Consider the following 24,072-nt stretch of genomic DNA (forward strand, 5'->3'; position numbering starts at 1 on the left):
GAATATCCTATGAATCGATTTCCTTGATGGCGCTGCGGCTTCTAGATTGATGCCTTCGGCCGCTTCATTCGGGGCTGCCGGCTTTTTTCAAGGAGATTCTTGTATGGGCAGGATGGTTCGCTTTCACCGCTTCGGCGGCGCCGATGTTCTGAAGGTCGAACAGGTTGCGACGCCAGAGCCTGGCGCCGGCGAAGTGCGCATCGCGGTGCAGGCGATCGGCCTGAATTGGGCCGACGCGCTGTGGCGCCAGAACCAGTACATCGAGGACCCGATCCTGCCGGCCGGTCTCGGCAATGAGGCCGCCGGCCTCATCGAAGCAGTGGGCGCGGGTGTCGATGGCCTGAGCGTGGGCGACCGCGTCGCGCTGCTGCCCGGAGCCAACCAGGGCTTGTATCCCACCTATGGCGAGCGCATTCTTTTTCCGGCCTCGCATGTGGTGCGCTACCCCGGCAAGCTCTCGGCCGAGCAGGCCGCCGGTGCCTACATGGCCTACCTGACGGGCTATTTCCCGATGTTCGAGATGGCCCGCCTGCAGCGCGGCCAGACGGTGCTGGTGACGGGTGCGTCATCCAGCACGGGCATTGCGGCGCTGCAGATGGCGCGCGCGGCGGGCCTCCTCGCCATCGCGACCACGCGCACGGCGGCCAAGCGCCAGGCATTGCGGGATGCTGGCGCGGCCCACGTGGTGGTGACGCAAGACGAAGACGTGGTGGAGCGCGTCCTGGCGCTGACCGGTGGCCGCGGGGCCGACCTGGTGTACGACGGCGTGGGCGGTCCGCAGCTGGAACGGCTCGGCGGCGCCGTCGCACAGCGCGGCTGGTACGTGCTGTACGGGCTCTCCGGCGGCGCGGAGTTCAGCTACCCCGTGCTTGCGCAGTTCCGCAAGAGCTGGCGCTTCCATGTCTACACGGTGCTGGAATTCACCGGCTCGGCCACCATGGGCTTGCCGCGCGACGAAGCTGCGCTAGGCCGTGCGCTGGCCTTCGTCGATGAAGGCCTGACCAGCGGTGCCCTGCAGATGCGCATCGACCGCCGCTTTGCGCTCGACGAGGTGGTGCAAGCCCATGAGTATCTCGAACGCGCCGGTCACATCGGCAAGATCGTGCTCACGGTCTGATCGATCGGACCAGAGCGCAAGCCGTCACCAGGCCGCCCCGCTGCCCTCCAGCGCACGCCGGGCGAGCAGAAAGGCCGCGGCGTTCCAGCTCTGGCCGGCCATGCCCATCGGCACCAGCGTGCGGCCGTGGAACCACTCGGTAAATCGCCAGCCGCCGAGCTGGTTCACATGCGCAAGGCGCGCGAGCTCGGGCCAGGCCATGTCGTGCAGCCCGAGGCGAGCCAGCGCCATCACCCAGAAGCCGCCCACGAATGGCCAGATGCCGCCGTTGTGGTACTGGTGCACCACGTTCTGCTGGTGGCGCGCCATGTAGGGCCGCCACAGCGCATGCTCGCGCGTCAGCGGATGCAGCACCACGCGCACCGGGTACGGGTCGCAGGCGCGCGCCGCGGCAATGGTGCGGACGATGCGGTTCGCCATCTCCGAATCGGCCAGCCCGCCCTGGATGGCCAGCACGTTGCCGAACACGTCGCCCTCGTTGCCGACGAAGGACAGGTTGACGAAGCTCAGGTACAGGCCCGGGTCGGTCCGGCCGCGGCGCGCGTAGTGCCGCAGCAGCCGGGCGCGGTGGTATTCGGGCAGATCCTGCTGGAATGGATTGAACAGGTGGTTGAAGTGGTGCTGCGTCGCCTCGGCATCGTCCAGCGCGAAGCGGCGCTTCACCTCGTACCAGAGCGCGTTGGTGTAGAGCACATAGCCCGAGCGCGGCATGATGTCGGCCCAGTCGCTGGCCTCGTTCTGCTGCAGCAGCCGGAAGTGCTGGTGCTCCTGCGCCAGCAGCCAGCCGATCGCGCGCTGCACCTCGGCGTGCCAGTGCGTGGCGCCGACCTGGCCGTGGCGGCGCACGTGGTCCACCGCGATCAGCCACCACAGCGTGGCGTCGATGCAGCCCAGGTACCAGAAGTCGGCATCCTGGCCATCGGGGTCGACGTACTTGGGAATCTGGCCGTTGGCCGCCTGCTGCGCGGCCAGCGCGTCGAGGCTGGCGACGGCGCCCTGCTCCAGCGCGGGCACGGCGCTGCCGCACATGGCCATCACGCAGATGGCCGCGTCGCGCCCGAAGATGCGCGTGTAGCGCCGCGCCACGGCGGCCTCGGTGCGGGTGGCGGCCAGGATGCCGTGCGGCGTGAGGTTGCGTTCCAGCAGTTGCAGCGAAGCTTGGGAACAGTCGTCGATCAGTGCAAGGGAAGTGGCGTCAGGTGTCGTCATGGGTTCGATAGGCTTGCGGCGTCAGGCCGTGCTGCCGCGCGAAGGCGCGCTGCAGCGCGTCCACCGAGCGGAAGCCGCTGCGGCTCGCGATGCGGTCCTGCGGCCACCGCGTCTGGCGCAGCAGCTGCGCGGCGGCGGCCACGCGGACCTGTTCGACAAAGCGCGCCGGCGTGCAGCCGGTCTCGGCCGCGAAGGCGCGCGCGAAGTTTCTCGGGCTCATCTGCACGCGCTCGGCCAGGGCCTCGACCGACAGGTCGTCCTGCGGATGCGTGCCGATCCACGCCACCAGTTCGCGCAGGCGGTGGCTGGCCGAGGCCTGCGCCTGGAGCGCCTGCGTCAGCTGCGGCTGCGCCCCGCCGCGCAGCATCGGCAGCGCCAGCGTGCGGGCGATTTCCATCGACACGGCATGGCCGAGGTCGTCCTCGACCAGCGCAAGCGCAAGCTCGATGCCGGTGGTGACGCCGGCCGAGGTCCACACCGGCCCGTCGTGCACGTAGATGCGCTCGCGCTGCACCCGCACCTGCGGCCGCAGCGCCTGCAGCTGGTCGCACACGCGCCAGTGCGTGGTGGCCTCGCGGCCGTCGAGCAGGCCCGCCGCGGCCAGCGCGAAGGCGCCGCTGCACACGCTCGCCATGCGGCGCGTGCGCGGCGCCACTTGGCGTAGCCAGGCACCGATGCGCTGCTCGAGGATGGCCGCGCGCACCGCCGGCTCGTCGCCGCCGGCGACGATCAGCGTGTCGATCGACGCGGGCAGCTGCTGCAGGCTGCTGGTGCCCGAAAAGCTCAGGCCGCCGTTCGTCGACACGGTGCCGCCGGCCGGCGATGCGATGTGCAGGCGGTAGCTGCCGGGATGCATCTGCTCGGCCTTGCTGAACACGCTGGCCGGGCCGGCGACGTCGATCACCTCAACGCCGTCGAACACCACCAGCACCACGTCGCTGGCAGAAACCGCGGTTTCTTCGTCCTTGCGGGTCAGGGTGGGCATTCGTAATCTCTGGGCATCGTCATCATCAAGTCGACAGGGGAATGGCCATGTGGAGATCGATAGGAGCGCTGATCGGTGCAAGTATTGCAGCCTTTGCGCTGGCGGGCTGCACGGGGGGCGCGCCGCCGCTGCCGCCCGCGCCGGCCGATGCGGCGCGCAGCGAGCGCGAGAAGCAGGCCTTCGTCGAGGCGCTGAAGCCGCTTCGCGCCGGCCGGCCCGTGGTGGCCGTGCTCGCGCTGAACGAAGGCACCGAGATGACCGACCTGCTGCTGCCGCATGCGGTGCTCCGGCGCGCCGATGTGGCCGAGGTGCGGATCGTGGCGCCGCGCGCGGGGCGCGTGAGCCTGTATCCCGCACTCGAGGTCGATGGCGCGCAGGACTTTGCCGCATTCGACCGGCTTCATCCCGCAGGGCCCGACTACGTGATCGTGCCGGCGATGATCGCCGACGACAACCCTGAGGTGGCGGCCTGGCTCCAGCAGCAGGCGGCGCGCGGTGCACGGGTGATCGGCGTCTGCTCGGGCGCGCGCGTGGTCGGCCGCGCCGGCCTGCTCGACGGCCGGCGCTTCGCGGGCCACTGGTACGACCGCAGCACGCTGCTCGAACGCCACCCCGGCGCCAGCTACGTGCCGCACCAGCGCTACGTGGTGGACCGCGGGGTTGCCACCACCACCGGCATCACCGCCTCGGTGCCGGCCATGCTGGCGCTGGTGGAGGCGATCGGCGGGCCAGAGAAAGCCAGGGCCCTTGCAACGGAACTCGGCGTGGCTTCATGGACGCCGGTGCACGACAGTTCGCCGTTCTACCTGGACACCGGCCGCAGGGTGGATTTCCTGCTCAACAAGGCCGCGTTCTGGCGCGGCGAGCATTGGCGCGTGGATGTGCAGGACGGCGCCGACGACATCGCCCTGGCGCTGGCCGTCGATGCGTGGACGCGCACCGGGCACATCGGCGTCGATGCCGCATCGGCCGCGGGCCCGGTCAGGCTGCGCAGCGGGCTGGTGCTGCTGGCGCAGCCGCCCCGCGAAGGAACGGAGCGCCTGCCGCTCTCTTCGTCGCTGAAGCCGGTGCCGCAGCTGGACCGCACGCTGTGCGAGATCGGCGAGCGCTATGGCGCGGCGCGGCGCGACTGGGTCATGCTGGAGATGGAATACCCGGCGGCCTCGGTTGCAGCAGCCTGCGGGGGTGGGCGGCCGGCTGCATGAAGAGAAGAAGGGAAGAAGGCCGGATTCAATCGACCCGGATGTTGCGCGCCTTCACCAGCGCGCCCACGCGCCCCGTCTCGTTCTGCACGAACTTCGCAAAGGCCTCCGGCGTGGTGCCGGCGGGTTCCAGGCCAAGCTGCAGCAGCTTCTGCTTGACCTGCGGCTCGTTGACGGCAGCCTGCACCGCCTTGCCGAGCCGCTGCACGACGTCGGGCGGCGTGCCCTTGGGAAGAAACACGCCGTTCCACTCGACCACGTTGTAGCCCGGCAGGCCCGACTCGGCGAGCGTCGGCGTGTCGGGCAGGCCAGGCACGCGCTTGGCAGAACTCACGGCCAGCGCGCGCAGCTTGCCCGACTGCACGTAGCCGAGCGCCGACGCCACGTTGCCGAAGTAGGCCGACACCTGCTCGCCCATCACGTCGGTCAGCGCGGGTGCGCCGCCCTTGTAGGGCACGTGCATGAGGCTGAGCCTGGCCTGCTCGTTCAGCGCCTCGCCCGCCAGGTGCGAGCCGGTGCCGCCACCCGCCGAGGCAAAGCTCAGCTTGCCGGGGTTCTTGCGCGCGAAGTCGAGGAACTGCGCCACCGTCTGGTACGGCGCCGTGGCAGGCACGACGAGGATCTGCGGCGCGGTGGCCACCAGCGACACCGGGATGAAGTCTTTCGCGGCATCGAAAGGCAGCTTGCGCAGCGACGGGTTCACCGAGAACGCCGAGGCGTCGTAGAGCACGGTGTAGCCGTCGGCGGGCGCCTTGGCCACGTTGTCCTCGCCGATCACGCCGCCTGCGCCCGGCCGGTTGTCGATGACGATCTGCTGGCCGAGCGCGATGCTCAACTGCTGCGCGACGACGCGCGCGGTGTTGTCGGCGCCGCCGCCCGCGGCGTACGGCACCACCATGCGGATCGGCTTCTCGGGCCACGCGGCCCAGCCCAGCAGCGGCACGCAGGCAGCCAGTGCGGCCAGTGCGGCCAGCGATTTCAGGATGCGCTTCTTCTTCGTCATTCGGTCGTCTCGGTCTTCGTCGTTTCAGGAAAGTCGTACAGCAGCGCGGGGTTGTCGACGAGCACGCGGCGGCGCTGGGCCTCGTCCGGAACCCATTGGCCCAGCAGGTCGAACAGCAGCGCGTCGTCGGGCTTGGCGGCCGCAGGCTCGGTCGGATGCGGCCAGTCGCTGCCCCACACCACGCGCTCCGGCGCCTGGCGGACCCAGGCCTGTGCGATGGCGCTCGTGTCTGCATAGCCGCCTGCGGCGCCGGATTTCGAATCGAGGTAGGCGCCCGAGAGCTTGATCCAGGTGCGGCCGTTGTCGCGCAGCCGGCTCACGACATCGAACGCGGGATGCGCCATTGCACCGGGCAGCGGCAGCCGCGCGAGGTGGTCGAACACGATCGTGCAGGGCAGCCGCGCGAGCAGGGCCGCATGCCCGGCGATCTGGTCGGCGTTCCAGTGCAACTGCACATGCCAGCCCAGCGCATGCACGCGCTGTGCGAGCGGCTCGACCATTTCGAAGCCGGTCGCCGCATTGGCGGCCGTATAGAGCGTGAAGCGGATGCCGCGGATGCCGCCCGCATGCAGGCGCTCGAGCTCGGCATCGCTCACGTCGGGCCGGACCACGGCCACGCCGCGGGTGTGCGCCGCGCCGAGCGTGCGAATGGCATCGAGCGTCACGCTGTTGTCGGTGCCATGCACGCGCGGCTGCACGGCGACCGTGCGCTCGGTGCCGATGCGCTGCTGCAGCAGGCGGTAGTCGGCGGCCGTGGCGTCGTCGACCATCGCATCGCGCGAGCCGTGGAGTGCGAAGCGGCGGTCGTAGACATGCATGTGCGCATCGCAGGCGCCCGCGGGCGCGGTGCAGGCGGGCTTGCGCGTGCCGCTGCTGTGGGGAACTTGCATGCGCGTCGTTCAGCCGGCCGCGTCCGCGGCCTTGCGCGCCGCCAGCACCGCCTGCGTGTGCTGCCCCAGCGTGGGCGCCGCAAAGGGCTCCGGGCCGGGCGTGCGGCCGAACTGCACCGGCCGCGTGAAGCCGCGGTAGGAGCCGAGCGTGGGATGCGCGAAGGTCGCCACCATGTCCTCGGCCAGCACCTGCTCGTTGTCGAACATGTCCTCGACCGTGCGCGCTGCGGCGCAGGGCACCTCCTCGCCGAACAGTTCCTCCCACTCGAGCGCGCTGCGTGCGGCCAGCGCCTCGCGCAGCAGCGGAACGATCTCGGCAAAATGCTGCGCGCGCTTGCGCACCGAGTCGTAGCGCTCGTCGGCCGCGAGTTCGGACAGGCCCACCTTGTCGCACAGCGCGCGCCAGAAATGCGGCGTGTTGGCCGAGATGTAGAGATGCCCCTCGCGCGTCGGATGGATGCCGGTGATGCCGCCCGAGCGCATGTCGCGCCCCACGTCCTTGGGCTCGCCCTCGGCCCACACCATGCGCGCCGACTGCATCGTGAGCGCGGAGCGCAGCAGCGACACGCCGACGAACTGGCCCTGGCCGCTTTTCTCGCGCTCGTACAGCGCCGAGGCCACGCCCGCGGCCACCAGCGCGGCCGCGTAATAGTCGACCACCGAGCCATAGATGATCTCGGGCGGCTCGCCGCGCTTGCCCTGCAGCGCGCACATGCCGGTCATGGTCTGCAGCACCTGGTCGTAGCCCGCCTTCTCGCGCAGCGGACCGGTTTCGCCATAGCCCGTGAGGCTGCAATAGATCAGGCGCGGATTGATCTCCTTCAGCTGTTCATAGGCGATGCCCAGCCGCGGCGGCACGCTGGGCCTGAAGTTGTGCACCAGCACATCGGCCGTGCGCACCAGCGCCATCAGCGCGGCAAGGCCGTCGGCCTTCTTCAGGTCGAGCACCACGCCGAGCTTGCTGCGGTTCACGCCGATGAAGGCGCGGCTCTCGGCTTCGAGCGTCGACGGGTACTTGCGCAGGTTGTCGCCCGTGGGCGGCTCGATCTTGATGACTTCGGCCCCCTGGTCCGCCAGCAGCGAGCAGCCGTACGGGCCCGCGATGTAGGCACTGAGGTCGAGCACGCGCAGGCCGCTGAGCGGGCCGGTGGGGCCGCTGCGTGCGGGCAGGCGTGCGTCGTCGTTCGGGGTGTCGAAGCTCATGGATCGGTTCTTTCTTCCTCAGTCGGCGGTGATGTTCTGCTGTTTGGCGAGCTTCTTCCAGCGCTCGACGTCCTCGGCGATGACCGCGCCGAACTGCTTTGGCGTGAGCGGCGTGGCAATGGCGCCTTCGCGCAGGAAGTTGGCCGCGATCTCGGGCTTGGCCAGGATCCTGTTGACAGCGGCGTTGAGCTTGGCGACCACGTCGGCCGGCGTGCCGGCCGGTGCCAGCAGGCCCCACCAGAGCTCGAACTCGTAGCCCGGCACGGCGGTGGACATCGGGATGAGCTCGGGCGCGATCGGGCTCGGCTTCAGGCTCGTGATGCCCACGGCGCGCAGCTTGCCCGCGCGCACCATCGGCAGCAGCGAAGGACCGCTGGAGATCAAGAGCTGCGTCTGGTTGCCGACCAGGTCGGTCACGGCCGGGCCCATGCCCTTGTACGGGATGTGCGTGATCTGCATGTCGCCGACCTTGGCCTTGAGCAGTTCGGTGCCGAACTGGTTGACGCTGCCCGAACCCGACGACGCATAGTTGTACTGCCCCGGCCTGGCCTTGATGGCGGCGATCAGCTCGGTGGGCGTCTTGGCGGGAAACTCGTTGTTCACCGCGACGATGAAGGGGCCCTTGGCGAACATGGCCACCGGTGCCAGCCCGTTGATCGGATCGAAGGGCAGCTTGGACTGCACGGCCGCGTTGGTCGTCATGCTCGAGGACACGGCCACCAGCGTGTAGCCGTCGGGCGCGGCCTTGGCGACCTGGCCGGTGCCGGTGTTGCCGCTCGCGCCGGGACGGTTGTCGATGATCACCGGCTGCTTGAGCTCGTCGCCCAGTTCCTTGGCCACCTGGCGCGCGAAGGTGTCGTTCGAGCCGCCCGCCGGATAGGGCACCACGATGGTGACGGGCTTGCCCGGGTAGCCCGCGGCCTGCGCGAACGCGCCGCCGCTCAACAGCAATCCGCCGGCGAAGGCGGCCACGGCGAGCGAACGCAGGCGAAGGGGCGAGTGAGAGTGAATGTGCATCTGTCTTGTCTCCTGGTCTTGTTTGAAAAAGGCTCAGCCCGGCAGCAGGCCGAGGCTGCGCGCGCTCGCAACGATGGCGCGCGCGCGGATCACGAAAGGCATGTCGATCATCTTTCCGTCCACCACATAGGCGCCCACGCCGCCGGCATCGGCCGTGCGGGCGGCCTCGACCACCTTGCATGCGTGCGCGATCTCCTCGTCGGTGGGACGGAACACCTCGTTGGCGATCGCGATCTGGCTCGGGTGGATGCAGGTCTTGCCGAGGAAGCCGAGGTTGCGCGCGAGCATGGCTTCGGCGCGGAATCCGTCGGCGTCGCGGATGTCCGCGAACGCGCCGTCGTAGGCATAGACGCCCGCCTCGCCCGCGGCCATGCGCACCGCGAACATCGCCTGCTGGATCGCAGCCGGCTCGCGCCGCGCAATGCCCAGCGGCTCGAACAGGTCGCCCAGGCCCAGTTGCAGGCCCGCCACGCGCGGATGCGCGAGCGCAAGCTCGGCGGCGGTGCGCAAGGCCGCGGGTGCCTCGATGTTCAGCAGCAGGCCGATCGGCGTGCCCACGCCGTTGGTGCGCTCGGCGCGTTCGATCGCCTCGACCGCGCTGCGCACATGGGCCGCGCTCTCGGGCTTCGGGATGTTGATCAGGTGCACGCCGGGCTGCGCCACGGCCACAACGTCCTCCGCGAAATGCGGCGTGTCCATCGCGTTGACGCGAACGATCACGGTCTTGCCCGACGCGGCCGTGCCGCCGCCCTGCAGCAGCAGCTGCCGCACGGCGTCGCGCGCCTCGCCCTTGCGCGGCTCGGACACCGCGTCTTCCAGGTCGAAACAGACGCTGTCCGCCGCGCTGGCCAGCGCCTTGGCGAACAGCTCGGGGCGCGTGCCGGGAACGAAGAGTTTGCTTCTCATGCGCCGCAGTGTGTGCGGTTCACGAGGTCGAAAAAACACAGGCTCCCTATGATCAGATGATAGAAAATCTATCGTTCATGGAAACAGCCTACCTGCAAAGCTTTCTTCTGGTGGTGGAGTCGGGCTCCATGTCGGAAGCCGCGCGCCGCCTCGACCTGACGCCCGCGGCCGTGGCGCAGCAGATCCGCACGCTGGAGCGCGAACTCGGCGCCCCGCTCCTGGCGCGCGCCGGCCGCACGGTGCAGCCCACCGAGGCCGGGCACCAGCTGGTGCAGCGGGCGCGCAACCTGCTGCGCGAGGTGAACGACATCAAGGCGCTGCTCGGCAGCGACGCGGCCGGCGGCGAGTTGCTGGTCGGCACCATCAACACGGCCATCCACAGCCTGCTGCCGGACATCCTTGCGCGCTTCGTGAAGACGCATCCGGGCGTCAAGGTGTTCCTGCAGTCGGGCACCACGGCCACGCTCTACAAGGCAGTGCAGCAGGGCGATCTCGATGCGGCCGTGTGCCTCTATCCACCGTATGTGCTTGCCAAGACCTTCGACTGGTCGCTGCTGCGCGAGGAGCCGCTGGTGCTGCTGGCGCCCAGCCGCCTTGCGCGGCGCGATCCGCACGAACTGCTGCGCAGCTCGCCGCTGATCCGCTACGACCGCAACCTGGGCGGCGGCAAGCAGGCCGACCGCTACCTGCGCGCCGCGGGCATCGTGCCGCAGGAGCGCTTCGAACTGAGTTCGCTGCTGGCCATTGCCATGATGGTCGACCGCGGCCTGGGCGTCTCGCTGGTGCCCGACATCGCCTCGCCGCTGCTCGACGGCCAGCGCGTGGCGAAGATCGCGCTGCCGCTGCCTTCGGAGCCGCGGCGCTTCGGCGTCCTGTGGCAGCGCGCATCACCGCGCCTGCGATTGATCCAGGGCTTTGTCGACAGTGCGCGGAGGGTGGCCGAAGTGAAGCCGCGCGGCACGGCCCACAAATGAAAAGGGCCGCCCGCGGGCGACCCTTTGATGCAAAGCGCGCGCAGCGCTTTACTTCTTGTCCCCGCCCGGCACCTTGCCTTCCACGCCCTTGACGTAGAAGTTCACGCCCGACAGGAACTTGTCGTCGGCCACCGCATCCTTGGCGACCACTTCCTTGCCGTCCTGGCCCAGGATCGGGCCCTTCCAGATCGCGAAGCTGCCGTCCTTCAGGCCCTTCTTCACTTCCTCGACCTTGGCCTTGGTTTCGGCCGGCACGTCCTCGGCGATCGAGACGAGGTCGATGGCGCCTTCCTTCACGCCCCACCAGGCCTGGCCCGTGGCCCACTTGCCGTCGAGTGCGTCCTGCGTGGCCTTGATGTAGTACGGCGCCCAATTGATGGTGGCCGAGGCCAGGTGGGCCTTGGGGCCGTAGGCGGTCATGTCGGAATCCCAGCCGAAGGCGCGCTTGCCCTTTTCCTGCGCGGTCTTGAGCACGGCCGGCGAGTCGGTGTTCTGGAACAGCACGTCGGCGCCGCCGTTGATGAGGGCGGTGGCGGCTTCGGTTTCCTTGGGCGGGCTGAACCATTCGTTCACCCACACCACCTTGGTCGTGATCTTCGGGTTGACCGACTGCGCGCCCAGCGTGAAGCTGTTGATGTTGCGCAGCACCTCGGGAATCGGCACCGAGCCGACCACGCCGAGCGTGTTGCTCTTGGTCATGGCGCCGGCAATGACGCCGGCCATGTAGGCGCCTTCGTAGGTGCGGCTGTCGTAGGTGCGCATGTTCTCGGCGGTCTTGTAGCCGGTGGCATGCTCGAACTTCACGTCCTTGCTGTCGGCGGCCACCTTGAGCATCGGCTCCATGTAGCCGAAGGTGGTGCCGAAGACCAGCTTGTTGCCTTGGCCGACCATGTCGCGGAACACGCGCTCGGCGTCGGCGCCCTCGGGCACGCTCTCGACGAAGGTGGTCTTGATCTTGTCGCCGAATTCCTTCTCGAGCGCCTTGCGGCCGTTGTCGTGCGCGAAGGTCCAGCCGCCGTCGCCCACCGGGCCGATGTATGCGAATGCGATGTTGAGCGGCGCTGCCGGTGCCGGAGCGGCGGCAGCGGGTGCCGGCGCCGGCGCGGGGGTTGCAGCCGGTGCAGCCGCTTCCTCTTTCTTGCCGCAGCCGATCAGGGCCGCCGAAGCGACCGCCGTGAGGGCGGCCAGCTTGAGCAGGGAGCGCTTGTTCAGATCATTCATTGTCGGAAATCCTCAAAAAGGACAGGTTGGCGGAAATCGAGAAGCGAGATTATGAGCCGGGGTAGAACGGTTTTCCGATCGAAGCGGGCATGTTGATGCGGATGAAGGCCGGGTTGCGCGAGATCAGCGCCAGCACCACGATGGGCGCGATGTACTGCAGCATGCTGAGGAACTGCGGCGGCACGTCGACGCCGCTGCTCTGCAGGTGGAAGCCCAGCATCGAGACGCCGCCGAACAGGTAGGCGCCCAGCAGCACGCGGATCGGCCGCCAGGTGGCGAAGGTGGTGAGCGCCAGCGCGATCCAGCCGCGGCCCGCGACCATGCCCTCGACCCATAGCGGCGTATAGACGGTCGACAGGTACGCCCCCGCCAGGCCACAGAGCGCGCCGCCCGCGATCACCGCCATGAAGCGGATGCGCCGCACCGGATAGCCGAGCGCATGCGCCGACTCGGGCGACTCGCCCACCGAGCGCAGCACGAGCCCGGCGCGGGTGCGGTAGAGAAACCAGATGAGGCCGAAGGTCAGCACCACGGCGAAATACACCATGGGATGGTGGCGGAAAAGCGCGGGCCCGACGAGCGGGATGTCGCCGAGCACCGGCACCGCGTACGACACGCTTTCGGGCAGCTTGGCCTGCACGAAGTTGATACCCACGAAGGCGGAGAAGCCGACGCCGAAAAGGCTGAGCGCGAGGCCGGTGGCGTACTGGTTGGTGTTGAGCCAGATCACCAGCACGCCGAAGAAGGCGGCAAGCAGGGCACCGGCCGCCATGCCGGCCAGGAAGCCGAGCCAGGGGTTGTGGGTGATGACGACCGTCGCAAAGCCGGCGATGGCGGCGCAGAGCATCATGCCCTCGGCGCCGAGGTTGACGATGCCGGCCTTCTCGTTGATCAGGAGGCCCAGTGCCGCGATGGCGAGCACGGTGCCGGCGCTCAGCGTCGAGCCTAGGAGGAGTGCGTAGCTGTCCATGTCAGTGGCTTCCCCGTGCGTTTCGTTGTTCGGTTGTCTTCGGGCGCTCGTGTTCGGGGCGCGTGCACAGGCCACCGGGTACTCCCCTCCGCGAATGTCCCCCGGGGGCTGCGCCCCCTCCTCCTTGATTTCGCTGCGGGGAGCACCCGATGCCCTGTGCACCTGGGCACGCTGCTGTTGTGCGGCGGGCCATTCAAAGCACTCCTTCGGTCGAACGCACGGCCGGCGCCGTCAGCGGCGTGCTGGCTTGCAGCGAACTCGCCGTTCCCGTGGAAGCCGCCGTTTTTGCCGCGGCCTTGCGGCGGATGCGGTAGGCGATCAAGGTGTCGCAGGCCAGCAGCGTGAAGAGCAGCAAACCCTGGAACACGCCGGTCAGCGACTTGGGCAGGCCCAGGCGCGACTGCGCGAGCTCGCCGCCGATGTAGAACATGCTCATGAGGATGGCCGAGAACACCATGCCCACCGGATGCAGCCGGCCGACGAAGGCCACGATGATGGCCGCGAAGCCGTAGCCGGCCGGCACGTAGGGCGTGAGCTGGCCGAGCGGGCCGGCGACTTCGAGCGCGCCGGCCAGGCCCGCCGCGCCGCCCGAGGTCAGCAGCGCGATCCAGATGGCGCGCCGTGCCGAGAAGCCCGCATAGCGCGCGGCCGCGGGCGCGAGCCCGCCGACCTGCTGCGCAAAGCCAGCCCGCGTGCGGAACAGGAACACCCAGAGCGCGCCCACGCCCAGCAGCGCGATGATCAGCCCGATGCTCACGCGCGAACCCTTGAAGAGCCGCGGGATCTGCGTCACGGCCTCGAAGGTCTTCGACTGCGGAAAGTTGTAGCCCTGCGGATCCTTCCAGGGGCCGAACACCATGTAGCCCAGCAGCAGCGTGGCCACGTACACCAGCATCAGGCTCACGAGAATTTCGTTGGCGTTGAACCGGTCGCGCAGGAAGGCCACGATGCCCGCCCACACCATGCCGCCGACCGTGCCCGCAACGAGAATGGCCACCACGATCCACGAGCCCGTGCTCTTGTCGGCCATCAGCGCGACGCCGCCCGCGGCAATGGCGCCGAACACGAACTGGCCCTCGGCGCCGATGTTCCAGACGTTGGAGCGAAAGCACACCGCCAGCCCGAGCGCGATGATGAGCAGCGGCGTCGCCTTGATCGTGAGTTCGCCGATCGCGTAGCCGCTCTTGATCGGCTCGTAGAAGAACACCAGGAGGCCCTTGACCGGGTCCTTGCCGAGCGCGGCGAACAGCGCCACGCCGATCAGCACGGTGATCAGCAGCGCGAGGATCGGCGAGGCGAAGGTCCAGAAGCGCGACAGCTCCGGGCGCGGTTCGAGCTTAAGCATGGGTCGCCTCCTTGATGTTGTTGTTCTTTTTCTTCTCCCAGAGGCCGCTCATCCATTCGCCGATCTGCGGCAGCGTGGCGGCCGCGCGGTCGACGGAAGGCGACAGCCGGCCCTTGGCGATCACGTGCAGCCGGTCGCTGATGTCGAACAGCTCGTCGAGCTCTTCGCTCACCACCAGCACCGCGCAGCCGGCGTCGCGAAGCGCGAGGATCTCGCCGCGGATCAGCGCGGCCGCGCCCACGTCCACGCCCCAGGTCGGCTGCGACACGATGAAGAGCTTGGGGTTGGCGTCGATCTCGCGGCCGACGATGTATTTCTGCAGGTTGCCGCCCGAGAGCGATCGCGCCGCGGCATTCGGCCCGCCGGCCTTGACGTTGAAGCGCTCGATGATGGCCTTTGCATGCTTTTCGAGCGCCCCGGTGCGGATCCAGCCGCCCTTGCCTACCGCATTGCCGCGCGTGAGCAGCAGGTTGTGCGCAAGCCCGAGCGTGGGCACCGCGCCGCGGCCCAGCCGCTCCTCGGGCACGAAGTGCAGGCCCATTGCGCGCCGCGCGCGCGGCCGCAGCCGGCCGGCCGGCTTGCCGAACACCTGCACCATGGCGGACTCGGCGCGCACGTCCTCGCCCGAGAGCGTGTAGAGCAGTTCCTTCTGCCCGTTGCCGGACACGCCCGCAATGCCGACCACCTCGCCGGCGCGCACCTCGAACGAGATGCCGTCGAGGTCGACGCCGAACTGGTCCTCGCGCGCCAGCGTGAGCCCGTTCACGCGCAGCGCCACCGCGCCCGCGTGCACCGGCCGGTGCTGCAGCGGCGGCGGCTCGCTGCCGATCATCAGCCGCGAGAGCGATTCGTTGCTTTCGTCCTGCGGGTTGCACACGCCCGTGACCTTGCCGCCGCGCAGCACCGTGCAGGCCGTGCACAGCTCGCGGATCTCGTGCAGCTTGTGGCTGATGTAGAGGATGCTGCAGCCCTCTGACGCCAGCTTGTTGAGCACGCCGAAGAGCTTGATGACCGCCTGCGGCGTGAGCACCGAGGTCGGCTCGTCGAGGATCAGCAGCTTGGGGTTGGTGAGCAGCGCGCGGATGATTTCCACCCGCTGCATCTCGCCCACCGACAGCGTGTGCACCGGCCGCGAGGGATCGATGTCCAGGCCGTATTCGCTGGCCTTGGCCGTGATGCTGCGCGCCACCTCGGCCAGCTGCAGCGACTTGTCCAGGCCCAGCCACACGTTCTCGGCCACGGTCAGCGTGTCGAACAGGCTGAAGTGCTGGAACACCATGCTGATGCCCAGCGCCCTCGCCTGCTGCGGATTGCGCAGGCTCACCGCCTGGCCGTCGAAGACCACCGTGCCTTCGTCGGGCTTGACCGAGCCGTAGATGATCTTCATCAGCGTCGATTTGCCGGCGCCGTTCTCGCCGAGCACGGCATGGATCTCGCCGGGCGCCACGGCCAGCGAGATGTCGCTGTTCGCCACCACCGCGGGGTAGCGCTTGGTGATGTTCGCGAGCTGGAGTCTGGGGGTTGTCATGCCGGGTTCGTGGGTTTGTCTCGTTCAACAGCAACAAAGCGGAAGCAGCTATAAGTTTAATAGCAGCTTCCGCATCCATCGGCGCCCGACGGCGCGCCCCTCAGTGTCCGCCGATGTAGGCGAACTTGAACAGGAAAATCGCCGCGATCACCCAGACCATCGCATGCACTTCCCGTGCCCGGCCGGTGCAGAGCTTGAGCACCGCGTAGGTGATGAAGCCGAAGGCCAGGCCATTGGCGATCGAGTAGGTGAAAGGCATGGCCAGCGCGGTCACGGCCGCGGGGATCACCTCGGTGGTGTCTTCCCAGTCGAGCTCGACGAGGTCGCGCAGCATCAGGCAGCCCACGAAGAGCAGCGCCGGGGCGGTGGCATAGGCCGGCACCGATCCCGCGAGCGGCGAGATCATCAGGCAGGCGAGGAACAGCACCGCCACCACCACCGCCGTGAGGCCGGTGCGCCCGCCGGCCTGCACGCCGGCCGCGCTTTCCACGTAGGCCGTGGTGCTCGAGGTGCCGAGCAGCGAGCCCGCGAAGATCGCGCCGCTGTCGGCCAGGAGCGCCTTGTTCATGCGCTCCATCTTGCCGGGCACCAGGAGGCCCGCGCGCTTGGCCACGCCCATCAGCGTGCCGGTGGCGTCGAACATCTCGACCAGGAAGAACACCAGCACCACGTTCAGGATGCCGCCCTTGAGCGCGCCCAGGATGTCGAGCTGCATGAAGGTGGGCGCAATGGACGGCGGCGCATCGAACACGCCATGGAACTTGTTGCCGCCGAAGAAGAACGACAGCACCGTCACCAGCATGATGCCGATGAGGATGGCGCCGCGCACCTTGAGCCGGTCGAGCGTCACGATCACCAGGAAGCCCAGCGTCGCCAGCACCACCGGCGCCGAGTGCAGGTCGCCCAGCGTGACGAAGGTGGCCGGCGATGCCGCGACCACGCCCGCGCTCTTGAGCGCGATGAGCGCGAGGAACATGCCGATGCCCACGGTGATCGCCGTTCGCAGCGACTGCGGTATGCCCTGTATGAACAGCTCCCGCAGCCCCGTGACCGTGACGATCAGGAACAGCGTCCCCGAGATGAACACCGCGCCCAGCGCCACCTGCCACGTGTAGCCCATGCCCAGCACCACCACGTAGGCGAAGTAGGCGTTCAGTCCCATGCCCGGCGCCATCGCGATCGGGTAGTTGGCATACAGGCCCATGATCAGCGTGCCCAGCGCCGCGATCAGGCAGGTGGCCACGAAGACCGCGCCCTTGGGCATGCCCGCATCGCCGAGGATCGAGGGGTTCACGAAGATGATGTAGGCCATCGTCAGGAAGGTGGTGAGCCCTGCGATGACTTCGGTGCGCACGGTGGTGTTGTGCTCGGTCAGCTTGAACATGCGTTCAAGCCAGTTCGCGCCCTGCGGCGCGACGTGCGCGGCTGTCCCCGAGGCGTGGGGATCGGTGACCTTGGGCACCTCTTCAAACCTGTTCATGTCGCTTGTCTCCAGCTGTTGTATGTGGCGGTTCGTTCAAACATGCCTCGGCCGCGACGCCGGCGCGGCCAGAGGAAGAATCGTCAGGGCGGATCGGGGGCTTCGGCCGCGAAGGCGCGCGAGGCCGGCGTGGTGAAGGCGGGCCGCAGCGACGCCGCCACGTCCTTGATGCATTCGCGCAGCCAGCGCGCGGAACTCGACGAATGGGTGCGCTCGTGCCAGAGCTGGTAGTACATGAGGCGCGGCAGCGCCACCGGGCACTCGAGGATCTTCACCGGCAGGCGCGCGGCAAAGCGCTCGCAGTACTGGCGGCCGGTGGTGAGCACCAGGAGGCTCGACGCGACCATGTCCGGGATCAGGCTGAAGTGCGCGCAGCGCGCCGTGATGTTGCGCTGCCGGCCCAGCTCGTCGAGCATCTGGTCGATGATGCCGCGCCCGCCCGGGTGCATGGGCGTGGGGGCGATGTGCTCGGCCGCGAGCCAGGTCTCCAGGTCCCAGCCGCGGCGCACGGCCGGGTGGTCCTGGTTGACCAGCGACACCACCTCGTCGCCGAAGAGCCGCGCCATGTGCAGGTCTTCCGGCGGCTTGAGCCAGTTGCCGATCACCAGGTCGACCTGGCCGAGCGCGAGGTGGCCGTGGTAGTCGGAATCGGGCGTGAGCGCATGGATCTCGATCTGGCACAGCGGCGCCTCGCGCTTGACGTGCGCCACCAGCATCGGCAGGAACAGCGGGTCCATGTAGTCGCTTGCGGCGATGCGGAAGGTGGTGGCCGCCGACTGCGGCTCGAAGCCGCGCGCATCGGAAAAAAGCATCTCGGCCGCACGCAGGATGCTTGCGGCCGGCTCGATCATCCGCAGCCCCGCATCGGTCGGCACCATGCCCGAGCCCGATCGCACCAGCAGCGGATCGCCCGAGAGTTCGCGCAGCCGCTTCAGCGCGGCCGAGACGGCCGGCTGGTACATGCCCAAGCGAATGGCGGCGCGCGAGACGCTGCGGTCGGTCAGCACGGTGTGAAGCACCCTGATGAGATGAAGATCGATCTTGTCGAACAATGCCTGGTCACGCATGGCGTCCCCCCCGAGCAGCGGGCCGCACCAGCGGGCCGGCAAAGCCGGTTCCGCGGTGTTTCGCGAAGAGGACGAGGGCGTGGGGCATGGGGATGACTTTGGACATGCGCCAAAGTCTACGAGTGGCTAGGCGGACTGGACGGCCGTGATGGCGCGAAGGATCGATTCGCTCGTGGCCGGCGCCTTCAGCGGCGGATCGACCTTGTGCCCACCCGCGGCCGACACCGCATCGCGGATCGCGAAGAACACCGAGAACGGCAGCAAGAGCGGCGGCTCGCCCACGGCCTTGCTGCGGTGGATCGAGTCCTCGAAGTTCTGGCCTTCGAACAGGCGCACGTTGAAGACGGGCGGGCAGTCGTTGGCGGTCGGGATCTTGTAGGTGCTGGGCGCGTGCGTGGTGAGCTTGCCGCTTTGCGGATGCCACACCAGCTCCTCGGTGGTGAGCCAGCCCATGCCCTGGATGAAGGCGCCCTCGACCTGGCCGATGTCCACGGCCGGGTTCAGCGACTTGCCCGCGTCGTGCAGGATGTCGGCGCGCAAGAGCTTCCATTCGCCGGTGAGCGTGTCGACGATCACCTCGCTCACCGCCGCGCCGTAGGCGTAGTAGTAAAACGGGCGGCCCTGCATCCTGTCCTTGTCCCAGCTGAGGCCGGGCGTGGCATAGAAGCCGTCGGACCAGAGCTGCTTGCGGTCGAGATACGCCTCGCCCACCACGGTGCTGAAGGCCAGCGAGCGGCCGTTGACCTCGACCTTGTCGTTGGCAAAGCGCACCTCGCTCGCCTTGCCGCCATGGCGCTCGGCGGCGCTCTCGGCCAGGCGCTCGCGGATCTGGCGAGCGGCATCCTGCGCGGCCTTGCCGTTCAGGTCGGCGCCGGTCGATGCGGCCGTGGCCGAGGTGTTGGCCACCTTGGTGGTGTCGGTTGCCGTGACGCGCACGCGCTCGAAGCTCACGCCCAGCTCGTGCGCCACCACCTGCGCCACCTTGGTGTTGAGGCCCTGCCCCATCTCGGTTCCGCCGTGGTTCACGAGGATCGAGCCGTCGGTGTACACATGCACCAGCGCGCCGGCCTGGTTGAAATGCTTGACGTTGAACGAGATGCCGAACTTGAGCGGCGCGAGCGCGAGGCCGCGCTTGAGCACCACGCTCTTTGCATTGAACGCCGCGATCTCTTCGCGCCGCGCGCGATAGCCGCTGCTGGCTTCGAGGTCGGCCACCAGTTCGTGGACGATGTTGTCGGTCACGGTCTGGCGGTAGGGCGTGACGTTGTTCTGCGTCGTGCCGTAGAAGTTGACGCGCCGCACGTCGAGCGGATCGCGGCCCAGCGCGCGCGCCACCGAGTCCATGATGTTCTCGACGGCAATCGCGCCCTGCGGCCCGCCGAAGCCCCGGAACGCGGTGTTGCTCTGCGTGTTGGTCTTGCCCGAGTAGCCGTGCATGGCCACGTTGGGCAGCCAGTAGGCGTTGTCGAAGTGGCACAGCGCGCGCGTCATCACCGGGCCCGAGAGGTCGGCCGAGTGGCCGGCGCGCGACACCATGGTGATCTCCGCGCCGAGGATGCGGCCCTCGTCGTCGTAGCCCACGTCGTATTCGTACCAGAAGCAGTGGCGGCGGCCGGTGATCATGAAGTCGTCGTCGCGGTCGAGCCTGAGCTTGACCGGGCGCTGCAGCTGCCGCGCCGCGATGGCCGCCACGCAGGCGAACAGCGCCGACTGCGATTCCTTGCCGCCGAAGCCGCCGCCCATGCGCCGGCATTCCACATGCACTTCGTTCGACTGCAGGTGCAGCGCATGCGCCACCAGGTGCTGCATTTCGCTCGGATGCTGCGTCGAGCAATGGACGTGCAGCGCGCCGCCTTCCTTCGGAATGGCGTAGCTGATCTGGCCTTCGAGGTAGAACTGCTCCTGCCCGCCGACGTCGAGCGTGGACTTGTGGCGGTGCGGCGCCTTGGCGATGGCGGCGCGCACGGCGGCTTCGTCACCTTCGTTGGCGCTGCCGCCGCTGCGCACGATGTGCATCGGCGGCACCACGTACTGGCCGCGCGCATGCGCCTCCTGCGGCGTGATGACGGGCGGCTCGGCCTCGATGGTCATCGCCTCCTTGGCCCTGGAAGCGGCGCGGCGCGCGGCCTCGCGCGTCTCGGCGATCACGGCGAACACGGGCTGGCCAAGGTAGCGGATCTCGCCGCCCTCGTTCACGGGCAAGAGGATCGGATCGTCGTGAATGATCGAACCGCAGTCGTTGGTGCCCGGAATGTCGTCGGCCGTGAGCACCGCGATCACGCCGGGCATCGCGCGGATGGCGTCGAGCGACAGCGCCGTGATGCGGCCGTTGGCGGCGGGCGACAGGCCCAGCGCGCAATGCAGCGTGCCGGTGATTTCGGGAATGTCGTCGATGTAGGTCGCTTCGCCGGCCACGTGCAGGTGCGCCGATTCATGCGGCCGGCTGATGCCGACACGCGCGCCAAGGTCGTGCGCGATCGCCTCGGCCACGGGGTCGATGCGCGCGGCGGTGTTCTTCAGGTAGTCGGCAAAGGCCTCGGCGGGCTGCAGCAGGCGGGCGTCGATGGGTTTGTTCATGGTCAGGCTCCTTCGGCCGCGGCTTTGACGACGGCATGGGGCATCACGCTCCAGACACTGGTCTCCTCGAGCGACAGCGCATCTTCGGTGCGCGTTTCGAGCCAGAGGCGCTGGACGAGGTTCTGCGCCACCTGCAGCCGGTAGTCGGCCGAGGCGCGCATGTCCGACAGCGGCTTGAAGTCCTGGGCGAGCGCGAGCTTGGCGGCGGCAACACTGGCTTGGGTCCATGGCTTGCCGACGAGTGCGGCTTCGGCATTTGCGGCGCGCTTCACGATGGCGGCCATGCCGCCGAAGGCCAGGCGCACGGCCTTGACCGTGTCGCTGCCCGGCTCCAGTTCGATCGCGAAGCCTGCGCACAGGGCCGAGATGTCGCAGTCGAAGCGCTTGCTGATCTTGTAGGCGCGCACCTGGCGGCGCATGGCGGCCAGCGGCACCGCGAGCCCCTGCACGAACTCGCCAGGCTGCAGCTGGTTCTTCATGTAGTCGATGTAGAAGTCGGGCAGCGGCATGCGGCGCACTGCGTCGCCGCGGCGCAGCTCGATCTCGGCATCGAGCGACATCAGCACCGGCGGCGAATCGCCGATGGGCGAACCGTTGGCCACGTTGCCGCCCATGGTGCCGGCATGGCGGATCGGCGGCGAGGCAAAGCGCAGCCACACGTCCGCGAGGCTCGGCACGCGCTGCACCAGGGCTTCGAAGGCGGCTTCGAGCGAGGCGCCGGCGCCGATGTAGAGCTCGCCGCCTTGGCCGTTCTGCCGGGTCTCGATGGTCTTCATCTCGGCCACGTCGCCCACGTAGATGATGTCGCCGAGGTCGCGGAACTGCTTGTTGACCCAGAGGCCGACATCGGTCGAGCCGGCCAGCAGCTGGGCGCGCGGCTTCTGTTCGCGCAGCGCGGCCAACTGTGCCAGCGTCCGCGGCGCGTGGAAGTGGTCGATGCGGGCGCCGAGCGGCGCGGCGTAGTCCAGGCCGTCGTTCTGCAAGGCGGTGAGCGCCGCCACCACGGGCTTCGTGTCGAGCCGCACGGCCGGCAGGTCGAACATGCGCTGGCCGGCATCGAGGATCGGCCGGTAGCCGGTGCAGCGGCACAGGTTGCCCGAGAGCTCGTCGGCCAGCTGCTGCCTCGTGGGCTGCGTGCCCTCGGCCTGGTGGTGCTCGTAGGCGGACCACAGCGACATCACGAAGCCCGGCGTGCAGAAGCCGCACTGCGAGCCGTGGCAGTCGACCATCGCCTGCTGCACCGGATGCAGCGTGTGGACGGCGTGCTTCTTGCCGCTGTCCTGCGGCTGGGCCGCCGCGCACTGCGCCTTCAGGTCCTCGACCGTGAACAGCGCCTTGCCGTGCAGCGTGGGCAGGAACTGGATGCAGGCGTTGACCGTCTGCAGCTGCAGCCCGCCGACCGTGCCCGGCGCGTTGGCGTCGCTGGCCAGCTCGCCGATCACCACGGTGCAGGCGCCGCAGTCGCCCTCGTTGCAGCCTTCCTTGGTGCCGGTGCAGTGCGCGTCCTCGCGCAGCCAGTCGAGCACCGAACGGGTCGGATGGACGCCGCTGACGTCGACGATCCTGCCGCGGTGGAAGAAGCGGACGGGTTGCGTGCTGTTGTTGTTGCTGCTGCTCTCTGTGCTCATGCTCTTTGGCCTCGTGGGCGGCTCGGTTTCCCGGCCAAGCCTGGACGTTAGCCGCTTGTGCCCCTGCCCACATACCGCAGGCGCCATATTGCGTATGTGGACGCGGGTATGCGGCCTAGGGGGAAACCCTGGAGAGCGAGAGCAATTCCCGGGCCATGGGCCTGAGCGCGCCCATGGTGGCGAGCGCCGGGTACCGTCAGCCGCCGCCCGCCGCCGCCAGCGAGCGCGGCCGCATGTCGACCCAGTTCGCGTCGATGAAGGCATTGCAGGCGGCCCGGTCGGTCGCTGCCAGCGCCACCTGCCAGCCGGCGGGCACGGCGATGAAGGCGGGCCACAGCGAGTGCTGGCCCTCGTGGTTCACCAGCACCAGGAAGCTGGCGCTCTTGTCGTCGAACGGGTTGCTCATGTCGATTTCCTCGGGGTTCAGGCCACGGCCGCGGATGCGGGAGTTGTGGTGGTGCGGCGCAGCGCCGCCAGCGCCTCGGCGATGCCGGCGAGCGCCTGATGGCGCGCGAAATCCTCGCGCAATGCGGCCGCGCGCTGCCGGTAGCTGGACTCGCCCAGCACCTTGCGCACGGCGTCGCCGATCTGGCGCGCGCCCGGCTGGCCGCTGCCCAGGTTGATGCCCGCGCCCGACCAGGCCACGCGCGCGGCGATCTCGGGTTTCTCTTCGCTGGTGCCGGCCACCACCAGCGGCACGCCGAGGCTCAGTGCATGGTTGACCGAGCCGTAGCCGCCGTTGGTGACCATCGCATGCACCTTGGGCAGCAGCCGGTCGTAGGGCAAGAACGGCAGCACGCGCGCATTGGCGGGCAGGTTCGCAGCCAGCGCAGGCGGCACCGGGCCGCCGGTGGTGGCGATGGCGAGGACGTTGCTGTCGCCTGCCAGCGCCTGCAGCGCCGGGCCGATCAGCTGCGCCGGGTTCTGGTTGGCCAGCGTGCCCTGCGTCACCAGCACGACCGAGCGGCCGTCGTCCAGCTCGGGCCACCAGTCGGGCGGGGTGAAGCCGCGGCTCGCGGGCGCAAGCAGCGGCCCGACGAAGCGCACCGATGCGGGCAGGTCGCTGCGCGGGTATTCGAAGGAAGGCGCGGTGAGCTGCAGGTACAGGTCCGGCAGCTTGACCATCGCATCGACAAAGAACTCCGGCAGCGCGGGCAGGCCTGAGCGCGCCAGCAGGCCGTCGAAGTGGCGCTGCACCTCGCCGAACATCGCCTGCTTGAGGTTGGCGTTCATCGCCCGGTTGCGCGCGCGCCCTTCCGGCGTGCTCGACGGCGGCAGCGCAGTGCCGAAGAAGGCGGTGTCGCAGCTCGACAGCGGCAGCGCCGAGATGCCGATGGCGACGACGGCCGGACGCTTGTCGCGCGGGCCGAGCAGCAGCGGAAAGGTGCCGCAGAACATGGTGTCGACCACGATGGCATCGGCCTCGAATTCCTCGAGGATCGAACGCAGCCCCGCGTGCTGCGCGGCCATGGCATCGGCAAAGAAATGCTTGAGGCCGAAGCACAGCTGCGCATGCGCGGACGACAGGCGGCGGCGCTCGGGAAAGCGCTGGTCGAGGTCGCGGTAGTCGTGGTCGATCGCGGGTGCGAACGGCGTGAAGCCTGCGCCGGTGGCCTCGGCCTGCGCCCTGAACTGGCTCGCGGTGTGCACCCGCACCTCGTGCCCGAGGCCCACGAGATGCTGCGCGATCGCGAGCATCGGCAACACGTGGCCTGGCAAGGCGGTGGCCGCGATGAGATAGCTTGCCATT

The 24,072-nt window shown here is 69.0% G+C and carries 20 protein-coding genes; 3 read left to right on the plus strand and 17 right to left on the minus strand.

Translation table 11 applies throughout. The features are described 5' to 3' along the window. Positions 1-103: 103 nt before the first annotated feature. Positions 104-1,117, plus strand: a complete 1,014-nt coding sequence (locus ACAM58_RS19000) for a zinc-dependent alcohol dehydrogenase family protein (RefSeq protein ID WP_015866666.1) — start codon at positions 104-106, stop codon at positions 1,115-1,117. Between the two features lie 24 nt (positions 1,118-1,141). Here ACAM58_RS19000 and ACAM58_RS19005 read toward each other — a convergent pair whose 3' ends face one another. Both ACAM58_RS19005 and ACAM58_RS19010 read right to left on the minus strand, forming a co-directional pair. Beyond that, complete coding sequence (locus ACAM58_RS19005) at positions 1,142-2,326, minus strand: glycoside hydrolase 100 family protein (protein ID WP_015866667.1); 1,185 nt, start codon at positions 2,324-2,326, stop codon at positions 1,142-1,144. Continuing rightward, positions 2,313-3,311 carry a DJ-1/PfpI family protein gene (locus ACAM58_RS19010; protein ID WP_015866668.1) on the minus strand — a complete coding sequence of 333 codons (999 nt, stop codon included), beginning with the start codon at positions 3,309-3,311 and terminating at the stop codon, positions 2,313-2,315. The genes ACAM58_RS19005 and ACAM58_RS19010 overlap by 14 nt, the downstream gene beginning before the upstream one ends. A 41-nt stretch (positions 3,312-3,352) precedes the next feature. Here ACAM58_RS19010 and ACAM58_RS19015 point away from each other — a divergent pair, with 41 nt between their 5' ends. Beyond that, positions 3,353-4,516 (plus strand): DJ-1/PfpI family protein, encoded by a 1,164-nt coding sequence (locus ACAM58_RS19015; RefSeq protein ID WP_150106795.1) that lies wholly within the window; start codon positions 3,353-3,355, stop codon positions 4,514-4,516. A 25-nt stretch (positions 4,517-4,541) separates the two neighbouring features. On the opposite strand, the gene ACAM58_RS19020 is transcribed toward ACAM58_RS19015, so the two are convergent. Genes ACAM58_RS19020 through ACAM58_RS19040 form a run of 5 tightly spaced genes read right to left on the minus strand, consistent with a single transcriptional unit; the run spans position 4,542 to position 9,532 of the window. Next, the gene (locus ACAM58_RS19020) at positions 4,542-5,516 is read right to left on the minus strand and encodes a Bug family tripartite tricarboxylate transporter substrate binding protein (RefSeq protein ID WP_369663297.1); all 975 of its coding nucleotides are present in this window, start codon (positions 5,514-5,516) and stop codon (positions 4,542-4,544) included. Further along, positions 5,513-6,406, minus strand: coding sequence for an amidohydrolase (locus ACAM58_RS19025; protein ID WP_369663298.1), 894 nt, complete (start codon positions 6,404-6,406; stop codon positions 5,513-5,515). Before ACAM58_RS19025 ends, ACAM58_RS19020 begins: the two co-directional genes overlap by 4 nt. A gap of 9 nt (positions 6,407-6,415) precedes the next feature. Beyond that, on the minus strand, positions 6,416-7,609 hold the full coding sequence (locus ACAM58_RS19030) for a CoA transferase (RefSeq protein ID WP_015866672.1): 1,194 nt from the start codon (positions 7,607-7,609) through the stop codon (positions 6,416-6,418). Positions 7,610-7,627: 18 nt separating this feature from the next. Next, entirely contained in the window at positions 7,628-8,626 is a 999-nt protein-coding gene (locus ACAM58_RS19035) for a tripartite tricarboxylate transporter substrate binding protein (RefSeq protein WP_015866673.1), read from the minus strand. 33 nt (positions 8,627-8,659) lie between these two features. Next, on the minus strand, positions 8,660-9,532 hold the full coding sequence (locus ACAM58_RS19040) for a CoA ester lyase (RefSeq protein ID WP_015866674.1): 873 nt from the start codon (positions 9,530-9,532) through the stop codon (positions 8,660-8,662). A gap of 77 nt (positions 9,533-9,609) precedes the next feature. Here ACAM58_RS19040 and ACAM58_RS19045 point away from each other — a divergent pair, with 77 nt between their 5' ends. Then, positions 9,610-10,506 (plus strand): LysR substrate-binding domain-containing protein, encoded by an 897-nt coding sequence (locus ACAM58_RS19045; protein ID WP_041945545.1) that lies wholly within the window; start codon positions 9,610-9,612, stop codon positions 10,504-10,506. A 48-nt stretch (positions 10,507-10,554) separates the two neighbouring features. On the opposite strand, the gene ACAM58_RS19050 is transcribed toward ACAM58_RS19045, so the two are convergent. From ACAM58_RS19050 to ACAM58_RS19095, 10 genes are all read right to left on the minus strand, one after another. Further along, a complete protein-coding gene (locus ACAM58_RS19050; RefSeq protein ID WP_015866676.1) occupies positions 10,555-11,727 on the minus strand; it encodes a BMP family ABC transporter substrate-binding protein in 1,173 nt (390 codons plus the stop codon). 49 nt (positions 11,728-11,776) lie between these two features. Beyond that, positions 11,777-12,697, minus strand: a complete 921-nt coding sequence (locus ACAM58_RS19055; protein ID WP_015866677.1) for an ABC transporter permease — start codon at positions 12,695-12,697, stop codon at positions 11,777-11,779. Positions 12,698-12,890: 193 nt separating this feature from the next. Beyond that, positions 12,891-14,042, minus strand: a complete 1,152-nt coding sequence (locus ACAM58_RS19060) for an ABC transporter permease (protein WP_278879305.1) — start codon at positions 14,040-14,042, stop codon at positions 12,891-12,893. Then, positions 14,035-15,570, minus strand: a complete 1,536-nt coding sequence (locus tag ACAM58_RS19065) for an ABC transporter ATP-binding protein (RefSeq protein ID WP_062365911.1) — start codon at positions 15,568-15,570, stop codon at positions 14,035-14,037. Before ACAM58_RS19065 ends, ACAM58_RS19060 begins: the two co-directional genes overlap by 8 nt. Before the next feature lie 100 nt (positions 15,571-15,670). Next, positions 15,671-17,050, minus strand: a complete 1,380-nt coding sequence (locus tag ACAM58_RS19070; RefSeq protein WP_369663299.1) for an NCS2 family permease — start codon at positions 17,048-17,050, stop codon at positions 15,671-15,673. An 83-nt stretch (positions 17,051-17,133) separates the two neighbouring features. Further along, complete coding sequence (locus tag ACAM58_RS19075; protein WP_015866681.1) at positions 17,134-18,117, minus strand: LysR family transcriptional regulator; 984 nt, start codon at positions 18,115-18,117, stop codon at positions 17,134-17,136. Positions 18,118-18,243: 126 nt separating this feature from the next. Beyond that, the gene (gene xdhB / locus ACAM58_RS19080) at positions 18,244-20,694 is read right to left on the minus strand and encodes a xanthine dehydrogenase molybdopterin binding subunit (RefSeq protein WP_369663300.1); all 2,451 of its coding nucleotides are present in this window, start codon (positions 20,692-20,694) and stop codon (positions 18,244-18,246) included. 2 nt (positions 20,695-20,696) lie between these two features. After that, positions 20,697-22,322, minus strand: a complete 1,626-nt coding sequence (gene xdhA, locus ACAM58_RS19085; RefSeq protein WP_369663301.1) for a xanthine dehydrogenase small subunit — start codon at positions 22,320-22,322, stop codon at positions 20,697-20,699. A gap of 196 nt (positions 22,323-22,518) precedes the next feature. Further along, complete coding sequence (locus ACAM58_RS19090; RefSeq protein WP_018905360.1) at positions 22,519-22,728, minus strand: MbtH family protein; 210 nt, start codon at positions 22,726-22,728, stop codon at positions 22,519-22,521. Between the two features lie 17 nt (positions 22,729-22,745). Next, positions 22,746-24,071, minus strand: a complete 1,326-nt coding sequence (locus tag ACAM58_RS19095; protein ID WP_369663302.1) for a glycosyltransferase — start codon at positions 24,069-24,071, stop codon at positions 22,746-22,748. Between the last annotated feature and the right edge of the window lies 1 nt (position 24,072).

Source organism: Variovorax sp. V116 (genome assembly GCF_041154435.1).
Lineage (GTDB): Bacteria > Pseudomonadota > Gammaproteobacteria > Burkholderiales > Burkholderiaceae_C > Variovorax > Variovorax paradoxus.

Excerpts from the sequence above, each read along its gene's own strand:
- ACAM58_RS19010 (WP_015866668.1), bottom strand. The coding sequence starts at position 3,311 with ATGCCCACCCTGACCCGCAAGGACGAAGAAACCGCGGTTTCTGCCAGC.
- ACAM58_RS19005 (WP_015866667.1), bottom strand. The coding sequence starts at position 2,326 with ATGACGACACCTGACGCCACTTCCCTTGCACTGATCGACGACTGTTCC.
- ACAM58_RS19040 (WP_015866674.1), bottom strand. The coding sequence starts at position 9,532 with ATGAGAAGCAAACTCTTCGTTCCCGGCACGCGCCCCGAGCTGTTCGCC.
- ACAM58_RS19025 (WP_369663298.1), bottom strand. The coding sequence starts at position 6,406 with ATGCAAGTTCCCCACAGCAGCGGCACGCGCAAGCCCGCCTGCACCGCG.
- ACAM58_RS19035 (WP_015866673.1), bottom strand. The coding sequence starts at position 8,626 with ATGCACATTCACTCTCACTCGCCCCTTCGCCTGCGTTCGCTCGCCGTG.
- ACAM58_RS19055 (WP_015866677.1), bottom strand. The coding sequence starts at position 12,697 with ATGGACAGCTACGCACTCCTCCTAGGCTCGACGCTGAGCGCCGGCACC.
- ACAM58_RS19000 (WP_015866666.1), top strand. The coding sequence starts at position 104 with ATGGGCAGGATGGTTCGCTTTCACCGCTTCGGCGGCGCCGATGTTCTG.
- ACAM58_RS19015 (WP_150106795.1), top strand. The coding sequence starts at position 3,353 with ATGGCCATGTGGAGATCGATAGGAGCGCTGATCGGTGCAAGTATTGCA.
- xdhB (WP_369663300.1), bottom strand. The coding sequence starts at position 20,694 with ATGAACAAACCCATCGACGCCCGCCTGCTGCAGCCCGCCGAGGCCTTT.
- ACAM58_RS19030 (WP_015866672.1), bottom strand. The coding sequence starts at position 7,609 with ATGAGCTTCGACACCCCGAACGACGACGCACGCCTGCCCGCACGCAGC.
- xdhA (WP_369663301.1), bottom strand. The coding sequence starts at position 22,322 with ATGAGCACAGAGAGCAGCAGCAACAACAACAGCACGCAACCCGTCCGC.
- ACAM58_RS19020 (WP_369663297.1), bottom strand. The coding sequence starts at position 5,516 with ATGACGAAGAAGAAGCGCATCCTGAAATCGCTGGCCGCACTGGCCGCA.
- ACAM58_RS19090 (WP_018905360.1), bottom strand. The coding sequence starts at position 22,728 with ATGAGCAACCCGTTCGACGACAAGAGCGCCAGCTTCCTGGTGCTGGTG.
- ACAM58_RS19065 (WP_062365911.1), bottom strand. The coding sequence starts at position 15,570 with ATGACAACCCCCAGACTCCAGCTCGCGAACATCACCAAGCGCTACCCC.
- ACAM58_RS19060 (WP_278879305.1), bottom strand. The coding sequence starts at position 14,042 with ATGCTTAAGCTCGAACCGCGCCCGGAGCTGTCGCGCTTCTGGACCTTC.
- ACAM58_RS19095 (WP_369663302.1), bottom strand. The coding sequence starts at position 24,071 with ATGGCAAGCTATCTCATCGCGGCCACCGCCTTGCCAGGCCACGTGTTG.
- ACAM58_RS19070 (WP_369663299.1), bottom strand. The coding sequence starts at position 17,050 with ATGAACAGGTTTGAAGAGGTGCCCAAGGTCACCGATCCCCACGCCTCG.
- ACAM58_RS19075 (WP_015866681.1), bottom strand. The coding sequence starts at position 18,117 with ATGCGTGACCAGGCATTGTTCGACAAGATCGATCTTCATCTCATCAGG.
- ACAM58_RS19050 (WP_015866676.1), bottom strand. The coding sequence starts at position 11,727 with ATGAATGATCTGAACAAGCGCTCCCTGCTCAAGCTGGCCGCCCTCACG.
- ACAM58_RS19045 (WP_041945545.1), top strand. The coding sequence starts at position 9,610 with ATGGAAACAGCCTACCTGCAAAGCTTTCTTCTGGTGGTGGAGTCGGGC.